The 8,753-nt window shown below is 70.9% G+C and carries 9 protein-coding genes; all 9 read right to left on the bottom strand.

What is annotated here, in order from left to right:
• Positions 1-144: 144 nt before the first annotated feature.
• Complete coding sequence (locus C665_RS16605) at positions 145-768, bottom strand: class I SAM-dependent methyltransferase (protein ID WP_004323243.1); 624 nt, start codon at positions 766-768, stop codon at positions 145-147.
• 59 nt (positions 769-827) lie between these two features.
• Complete coding sequence (locus C665_RS16600) at positions 828-1,571, bottom strand: SDR family NAD(P)-dependent oxidoreductase (RefSeq protein WP_004323235.1); 744 nt, start codon at positions 1,569-1,571, stop codon at positions 828-830.
• A complete protein-coding gene (locus C665_RS16595; RefSeq protein WP_004323234.1) occupies positions 1,568-2,848 on the bottom strand; it encodes an ABC transporter ATP-binding protein in 1,281 nt (426 codons plus the stop codon). Before C665_RS16595 ends, C665_RS16600 begins: the two co-directional genes overlap by 4 nt.
• Complete coding sequence (locus C665_RS16590; RefSeq protein ID WP_004323232.1) at positions 2,845-3,876, bottom strand: ABC transporter ATP-binding protein; 1,032 nt, start codon at positions 3,874-3,876, stop codon at positions 2,845-2,847. Before C665_RS16590 ends, C665_RS16595 begins: the two co-directional genes overlap by 4 nt.
• Positions 3,873-4,832 carry an ABC transporter permease gene (locus tag C665_RS16585; RefSeq protein WP_004323229.1) on the bottom strand — a complete coding sequence of 320 codons (960 nt, stop codon included), beginning with the start codon at positions 4,830-4,832 and terminating at the stop codon, positions 3,873-3,875. Before C665_RS16585 ends, C665_RS16590 begins: the two co-directional genes overlap by 4 nt.
• 26 nt (positions 4,833-4,858) lie before the next feature.
• Complete coding sequence (locus C665_RS16580; protein WP_004323227.1) at positions 4,859-5,842, bottom strand: ABC transporter permease; 984 nt, start codon at positions 5,840-5,842, stop codon at positions 4,859-4,861.
• Between the two features lie 167 nt (positions 5,843-6,009).
• Positions 6,010-7,605: an ABC transporter substrate-binding protein gene (locus C665_RS16575; RefSeq protein WP_004323225.1), complete on the bottom strand. Its 1,596-nt coding sequence runs from the start codon at positions 7,603-7,605 to the stop codon at positions 6,010-6,012.
• A gap of 215 nt (positions 7,606-7,820) precedes the next feature.
• Entirely contained in the window at positions 7,821-8,282 is a 462-nt protein-coding gene (locus tag C665_RS16570; protein ID WP_004323223.1) for a CopD family protein, read from the bottom strand.
• An 82-nt stretch (positions 8,283-8,364) separates the two neighbouring features.
• Positions 8,365-8,753 (bottom strand): TIGR04282 family arsenosugar biosynthesis glycosyltransferase (locus C665_RS16565; RefSeq protein ID WP_004323221.1); only part of this gene is annotated, 389 nt, incomplete at its 5' end.

Below are 8,753 nucleotides of genomic sequence, written 5' to 3'. Positions count from 1 at the left end.
GCAGGCGCTCGCCGTGGCGGGCGGCGAGCGCGGGATTGCTGCGGCGTGCGAGCGCGAGCACCGCGATGCCGCGATCGAGCAGCTCCGCGGCGACCGCCTCGCCGAGGCCGCGGTTGTGTCCGGTGAGTACGGCGCGCATCGCGTTCATCGGCGCCCCTCCCCCAGCGCGGGCGGACGGCGCGCGACCAGGCCGACCAGGGCCGAACGCCCCTTGTGGCCCACACCCTCCTCCAGCACGTCCTCGTATTCCTGCACATGCACGATGTCGAGCCCGGCGCAGGCCTCGCGCAGCAGTGCGGCCGTATACAGGTTCTCCACCGCGGACGGGCCGCCGGTGCGGTATTCGAGCTGTTGCGGCGTGTAGCCCTGCAGGATCAGGTGGCCGCCCGGCTTCAACGCGCGCGCCATGCCGGCAAAGATGCGCGCACGCTGCGCCGGGTCGGCGAACTGGATGAAGATCGCCACCACGAAGTCGAAGGCGGCCTCCGGGTAGTCCCACTCGACCGCGTCGGCGAGCACGAAGTCGACCTCGACATGGCGGCCGGCGGCAAGCTTGCGCGCCTTCTCCAGCGCCACCGGGGAGATCTCGGTGGCGGTCACCGCGAGCCCCTGCTCGGCCAGCCACACCGCGTTGCGCCCCTCGCCGTCGGCCACCGAGAGCGCGCTGGCGCCGGCTGCGAGCAGCGCCGCCTGTGCGGCGAGGAAGCGGTTGGGGGTGGTGCCGAAGACGTAGTCCTCGCCCGCGCTGCGATACCGGGTGGACCACATGTGTTCCTGTTCCTGTGCGTTCATCCCTGGTCCCTGAAAGCGCCGCGGCGGCGCGGCGGTCACCACGGCACGGGTTCGCCGCGGTGGTCGAAGAATTCGCCCGAGTCGCCCGGCCCGAGGCCCTCGATCACCCCGAGCAGGCGCGCCGCCGCCTCGGCGGGGGCCTGCACCTGCAGCCCGGACTTGGCGAAGGGCGCCGACAGCCCGGTGTCGACCGTGCCCGGATGCAGCGCCACGCAGATCGCCTGCGGCCGGCTGCGGCGCAGCTCGACCGCGGCGGTGCGCACCAGCTGGTTGAGCGCCGCCTTCGAGGCGCGGTAGGCGTACCAGCCGCCGAGCCGATTGTCACCGATGCTGCCCACGCGCGCCGACAGCGTGGCGAACACCGCGCGGCGGTCGCGCGGCAGCAGCGGCAGGAAATGCTTCATCAGCAGGGCCGGGCCGATCGCGTTGATCGCGAACGCGTGCGCCAGGTGGGCCGCATCGAGCTCGCGCCAGCTCTTCTCCGGCTCCATGCCCGCGCCATGGAGGAAACCGGTGGCGTCGAAGACCAGGGTCGGCACGCCGCGCGCACGCACCGCGGCGGCCGCGGCGGCGATCGAGGCCTCGTCGAGCAGATCGAGCGCGGGGCTGCTCCGGCGCCCGAGGGCAAGGACCTCGTCGTGGCCACCCGCCTCGCGCAACGCGGCGACCACGGCCGCGCCCACCCCACCGCCGCCGCCCACGACCACGGCGAGCGTCCTGCCGCCGGCTTCCTCCACGCGCACCTCGGCGCGCGCCGCCTCGCTCGTACCGCCGCTCATGACACCTCCGTGCAGATCTCCGCGCCCGCCTCGATCGTGTCGCGCCCCTCCTCCACCGCATGACAGGCCACGCGCCGGCCGTCGTCGAGCTCGCGCAGGACCGGCGCCTCGCCCCGGCAGCGCGCGTCTGCGAGCGGGCAGCGCGGGTGGAAGCTGCAGCCGGATGGCGGGGTGATCGGGTTGGGGACCTCGCCACGCACCGCATCGTCGCCCCGACCACGGCGGGAAAAGTCGGGGATGGCCGCCAGCAGCATGCGCGTGTAGGGGTGGCGCGGGCGCTCGAACAGTGCGCGGCTGGCGGCGATCTCGACGATGCGGCCGAGGTACATCACGCCCACCTCGTCGGCCATGTGGCGCACCACGGCGAGGTCGTGGCTGATGAACAGGAAGGTGAGCCCGAGTTCGTCCTGCAGGTCGCGCATCAGGTTGAGGATCTGCGCCTGCACCGACACGTCGAGCGCCGAGGTCGGCTCGTCGCAGACGAGGAACTCGGGCCGGTTGGCGAGCGCGCGCGCGATGCAGATGCGCTGGCGCTGCCCACCGGAGAACTCGTGCGGATACTTCGCGCCGTCGGCCGGCGACAGGCCGACCTGGCCCAGCAGCGCGGCCACGCGCGCACGGATCGCCGCCTCGTCCCGCTCCAGTCCGAACACGCGGATCGGCTCGGCGATGATGCGCTCCACGCGCCAGCGCGGGTTGAGGCTGGCGTAGGGGTCCTGGAAGATCATCTGGAAGCGGCTGCGCAGCTGCTGGCGCTCGGCGCTCCCGCGCACCTCGGCCACGTCGCGGCCGTCGAAGACGATGCGGCCGGCCGAGGGCTCATGGAGGCCGACGATCAGGCGCGCGACCGTGGATTTGCCGCAGCCCGACTCTCCCACCAGCGCGAAGGTGCATCCGCGCCCGATCGCGAACGAGACCCCATCGACCGCGCGCAGCCAGCGCCGCGGCTCGCGCGCGAGCACCCGCTCGAGCCAGGGCCGGGAGACGTCGAAGGCGCAGCGCAGGTCCTCGACGTACAGCAGCGGCGCCGCGGCACGCGCATCGCGCACACGGCGCGCGCCAGCCGCAGCCGGCGCCGGTGCAAGCGCTGCGGGCTCGATCTCGGCTTCGACCGCGGCCGCCACGGCGGGATGGTCCGCCACATCGCCCGTCCGCTCCGCGACCGCTCCCTGCGCGTCCTGCCCGGCCTGCGGCCGATGCACCAGGCCCTCGGCCTGCTCGACCGCGGCGCGGTCCTCCTGCTTCGCCTTGGCGAGCGCGCGCTCGATGATGCTCACTGCGGGCCTCCGTCGGTGTTCTCGCGCGCCGGCGCGTACAACCAGCACGCCGCGCGCGTGGCGCCGGCCGGCAGCAACTCCGGGCGCTCGACGCGGCAGCGCGCGCTGGCCTCGGTGCAGCGCGGATGGAAGGCGCAGCCGGACGGGATCGCATCCAGGCGCGGCATCGCGCCGTCGATCTGCACCAGGCGCTCGACCTCGGCGCCGAGCACGGGAATGGCGCCCATCAGGCCGCGGGTGTAGGGATGCGCCGGAGCGCGCACCACCTCGGCCACCGGCCCGATCTCCACCACCCGCCCGGCGTACATCACCGCGACGCGGTCGGCGGTCTCGGCGATCACGCCCATGTCGTGGGTGATCAGCATCACCGCGGTGCGGTGCTGGCGGCACAGGCGACGCAGCAGCGCGATGATCTGCGCCTGCACCGAGACGTCGAGCGCGGTGGTGGGCTCGTCGGCGATGATCAGCTCGGGCTCGGCGCACAAGGCGAGCGCGATCACCACGCGCTGGCGCATGCCGCCGGAGAACTGGTGGGGGTAATGGTCGATGCGCTGCGCCGGCGCCGGGATGCCGACCTCGTCGAGGAGCGCGAGCGCGCGCTCGCGCGCGGCGGCGGGCGTCAGGTCGAGGTGGGTCAGCATGGTCTCGACCAGCTGCTCGCCCACCGTATATAGCGGGTTCAGGCTGGTGAGCGGATCCTGGAAGATCATCGCGATGCGGCGTCCGCGCAGGCGCCGCATGGCCTCGCCGCGCAGCGCGTGGATGGCCTCGCCATCGAGCAGGATGTCGCCGCCGGCGATACGCCCGGGGGGCTCGAGCAGGCCGATGATGGCCGCGCCGGTGAGCGACTTGCCCGCACCCGACTCGCCCACCACGCCGAGCACCTCGCCGCGCGCGATGTCGAAGGAGACGTCGTCGAGCGCCACCAGCGTCCCGCGCCGGCGGGGAAATTCCACGCGCAGGTTGCGTACCGACAGCAGCGGCAGGTCGCCACCGGCGTTCATCCGGTCGATGTGCGGCACGTTCATCGGCGCAGCCTCGGGTCGAGCGCGTCGCGCAGCCAGTCGCCGAGCAGGTTCACCGACAGCGCGAGCAGCAGCAGCGTCAGCCCGGGGAAGAACACGATCCACCACTCGCCCGAGAACAGGTAGTCCTGGCCGACGCGGATCAGGGTGCCGAGGCTGGGCTGGGTGGGCGGCACGCCCACGCCGAGGAAGGACAGCGTCGACTCCAGGATGATCGCCAGCGCGAGGCCGATGGTGGCGATCACCAGCACCGGCCCCATCACGTTGGGCAGGATGTGGCGCAGCAGGATGGTGGGCGCCGGCACGCCGATCACGCGCGCGGCCTGCACGTATTCCTTGTTGCGCTCGGCCAGCGTGGAGCTGCGCACCGTGCGCGCGTACTGCACCCAGTCCGACAGGCCGATCGCCAGGATCAGCACGTAGATCGCCGCCTTGTCGTGCAGCGCCGGCGGCACCACGCCCTTGAACACGCCGAAGATCAGCAGCGCCACCAGGATCGCCGGGAAGCTCAGCTGCACGTCGGCGATGCGCATGATCAGGCTGTCCACCCAGCCGCCGCGATAGCCGGCGATCAGCCCGAGCGCGATGCCGAGCACCGCGGCGAAGGCCACCGCCGCGAAACCGACCAGCAGCGACACCCGCGAGCCGTAGAGGATGGCCGAGAAGAGGTCGCGCCCCTGCGCGTCGGTGCCCAGCCAATACACGTTGCCGGTGAACGCGTTGGCCTGCATGGGGCGGCTGAAGCCGTCCATCAGGTTCAGCGTGGCGGGATCGAAGGGGTTCTGCGGCGCGATCACCGGCGCGAGCAACGCGGCGATCAGGATCGCCAGCACGATCAAGGCCGAGAGCACGGTGATCGGCGAGCGGAGGAAGCCGTGCAGGAGGTCGCTGTCGAGCAGGCGTGCGAGCGCACCGCGCGGTGCGGCAGCGGTGGTGGGCGTGGGGGATTCGGTGCTCATGCTGGGTTCCGGGGTTCCGGGGGCGCTCACTGCCCGCGCCCGGTGCGCTGCACGCGCAGGCGCGGATCGACGACGAAGTAGAGCAGGTCGACGATCAGGTTGATGACGACGAAGATCAGCGCGATCAGCACCAGGTAGGCCGCCATCACCGGGATGTCGACGAACTGCACCGCGGTGATGAAGAGCAGGCCCACGCCCGGCCACTGGAATACCGTCTCGGTGATGATGGCGAAGGCGATGATCGAGCCGATCTGCAGCCCGGTGATGGTGATCACCGGCAGCAGGGTGTTGCGCAGCGCGTGGCCGAAATGCACCGTGCGGTCGGTGAGCCCGCGCGCGCGGGCGAACTTGATGTAGTCGGTGCGCAGCACCTCGAGCATCTCGGCGCGCACGAGGCGCATGATCAGCGTGAGCTGGTACAGGCCGAGCGTGATCGCCGGCATCACCAGCGACTTCAGCCCCGAGGTGGTCAGCAGCCCGGTTGTCCACCATCCCAGGTCCACCACCTCGCCGCGGCCGAAGGCGGGCAGCAGCTTCAATTCGACCGCGAACACGTAGATCAGCAAAATGCCGATCAGGAAGGTGGGCAGCGACACCCCCACCAGCGACAGGCTCATGATCGCGTGGCTCAGCCAGCCGTCGCGGCGCAGCGCGGTATACACGCCGAGCGCGATCCCCAGCGCGAGCGCGCCGAAGCCCGAGATCAGCGCCAGCTCCAGCGTCGCCGGCAGGCGCTCGGCGATCACGTCGGCCACCGGCCGCGCCATGCGGTAGGACACGCCGAACTCGCCCTGCGCCGCATTCACGACGAAGCGCAGGAACTGCACCGGCACCGGGTCGTCGAGGCCGAGCGACTCGCGCAGCGCCGCGCGCTCGGCCATGGTCGCCTCCTGACCGACCATGTTGTTCACCGGGTCGCCGATGAAGCGGAACAGCCCGAAGGAGACCAGCGCCACCGTCAGCATGACGAGGACGGACTGCAGCAGGCGGCGCAGGATGAAGGCGGGCATTCGGGGGAGCGGGAGTGAGGAGTTGGATGCGGGGTGCGAGGGAGGGGATGGGAGCGTGATCGCGGGCGGGGGAGCGGGGGATCGCGACTGGCGTCGCGCCTACAGGGCGGTCGTCGCGTCCGGTGAGCTTTCTGTAGGAGCGACGCAAGTCGCGATCCCGCGGGTCATCACTTCCTGTACTTCAACAGCTTGAAGTAGGGATAGTTCTCCGACTGCACCGGGAAGTCGATGTCGTCCTTCATCGCCCAGTTCAGCATCTGATGGTGGATCGGCAGGTAGACGACGTCGTCCTGCACCGTCTTCCACACTTCGGCGACCATGCCGGCGCGCTTGCCGAGGTCGATCTCGCGGTTCATCGCCTTGGTCAGCTCGTCCACCTTCGCGCTGGAATAGCCGGTCACGTTCCACGAGCCGCCCTTGTCGGTCCTGGTCTCGTAGAGGTAATGGAAGACGTAGTGCGAGTCCATGGTCGGCACACCCCAGCCGAGCATGTAGAGGTCGAGCTCGCCCTTGGGCAGCTCGGCGAAGTGGATGCTCTTGGGCCGTGCGTCCAGCCGCGCCTTGACGCCGATCTGGCCGAACATGCCGGTCACCGCCTGGCAGATGGCCTCGTCGTTCACATAGCGGTCGTTGGGGCAGGACAGCGTCACCGCGAAGCCGTTCGGGTAGCCGGCCTCGGCGAGCAGCGCCTTGGCGCGCGCGACGTCGGGCGCCGGCACGACGTCCATCGCCTTGTCGTAGCCGTCGATGAAGGGCGGCGCGACGATGCCGGCGGGCACCGACTGGCCGCGCATCACCACGCGCTTCACCGCGTCGCGGTTGATCGCGATGTTCATCGCCGCGCGCACGCGCTTGTCCGCGAAGGGGTTCCTGCCTTTCACGTCCGCGCTGCGCAGCTCCGCCGCGCCCTGGTTCATGCCGAGGAAGATCGTGCGGTTCTCCGGCCCGGAGCGCACCACGATACCCTTGGCCGCGGACAGGCGCTCGAGGTCCTGCACCGGCGGGTCGAGGAGGAAATCGACCTCGCCCGAGAGCAGCGCCGCGACCCGGGTGGCGGCCGAGCGCACCGGGGTGAACACCACCTTGGCCACCTCCATGGGATAGGTCCCCTTGCCCCAGTAGTCCTCGTTGCGTTCGAGTTCGGTGCGCACGTCGGGCTCGCGCTTCACGAGCCGGAAGGGACCGGTGCCGTTGGCATTGCGCACCGCGAAGGTCTCGTCGCCGGCCTTGTAGTTCTGCGGCAGCATGACCTTGTTCGCCTCGGACCACTCGCGGTCCATGATGAAGAGGTTGGTCAGGTTGTTGGGCAGCAGCGGGTTGGGGCCGTCGGTGCGCATGCGCACGGTGTGCTCGTCGACCTTCACCACCTCGACCACGCTGGTGAGCAGGCCCTTCATGTCCGAGTTCTCGTGCTTGGCACGCTGAATGGAGAACACCACGTCGTCGGCCGTGAAGGGGTTGCCGTTGTGGTACTTCACGCCCTCGCGCAGCTTGAACTCCCACACGTTGGGGTCCTCGGTGATCTTCCACGCGGTCGCCAGCCGCGGCGCCAGCTTCATGGCCTGGTCGCGGAACACCAGCGAGTCGTAGACCTGGTGGTTCATGACGTGGGTCGGGCCCTCGTTCTGAGAATGCGGGTCCATGGTCAGCGCGTCCCCGGCCGCCGCCCAGCGCACGGTCTGTGCAGCCGCGGGGGCCGCCGCCACGCTGGCGAGCGTCGCGAGGGCGAAAGGCAGGGCGAGGGCAAGTCGGGTCTTGTTCATTTTTCGATCTCCGTCGGGTGCTGCCGGGATTGAGGAACGGGTGGGCCGGGGGACTGCCGGGCCGGCTCGGCACCGAGCATGCCGGTCGATTGTTGCACCGGCCGGGCCGGCCGGCAAAGCACGCAGCGTCAGGATCAGGGTTCTCCCCGATCCGGCCGTTGCGACGAGCGGTGTGCATGGGTGGCCACCGCCCCGCCGCGAACGGGCGCTGCGGCTCAGCCCAGCCAGCGCCCGATCGTACCCATGGCGATGGTGAGGAAGCCGAGCGTCAGGTTCGTCCCCACCAGCTGCCGGATACGCCCGAGCGCCGCACCGCCCGCCTTCCACTCCTCGGCCGCGACCGCCTTGCTCAGGGCTGCGTAGGGCACGGAATAGACGAACACATAGATCGCGATCATCACCAGGCCCATCAGCAACATGAGGTGCTGGTGCGGCGGCGCCGCCGCGAAGCCGATGCGCAGCAGCAACGCCAACCCGCTCGCCAGCACCGCAGCCACCGCAACCCACACCCAGGTGAAGAAGCGCGCCAGCACCCCGCGCCACAGCCGCAAGCGCGGCGGTGGCTCGAGCTGGCTGGCGGCCTCGGGACGCAGGCAGACGTAGGCGAAGAACATCCCGCCCACCCAGACGACGACGCCGGCGACGTGCACGAAAAGCAGCAGCGGATGGAAGTCCATGGGGATTCTCCTTCGTGGGATCGGGAACCCGATTGTGCCGCAAAAGCCGGCCCGCACCGGCGGATCCCGGCTTGCCCCGGCTTCATCCGGCGGATGGAAGATGGACGAGGTCGGCCGGGACGTCGATGTCTTGCAGCGCGGGCAACACCTGATACGACCACGCCAGCGCATCGAGGCGCACCCGGGTCGCCGCCGCGACCGTCGATGTACTCCAGGCGATGCCCTCGAACAGGCTCGGGTCGAAGCGGCGCAGGCCGAGAAGCACGTAGCCGCCGTCGAAGCTCGGCACGATCACCGCCTCGACCTCGTCGAGCGCCTCGGCCGCGGTGCGCAGGCAGGCTGCGTCGAGCGCCGGGCAGTCGGTGCCGATCAGCAGCACGCGCTCGCCGCCGGCAAGCACCCGCCGCGCCGCGCCCGCCATGCGTGCGCCGAGATCGCCCTCGCCCTGCGCGGACCAGCGCAGAGGATGTC

The organism is Thauera aminoaromatica S2, assembly GCF_000310185.1.
Taxonomy (GTDB): Bacteria; Pseudomonadota; Gammaproteobacteria; order Burkholderiales; family Rhodocyclaceae; genus Thauera; species Thauera aminoaromatica.
Note: the sequence above shows the minus strand (reverse complement) of the source record. Positions and strands in the feature narration are given on the sequence as shown.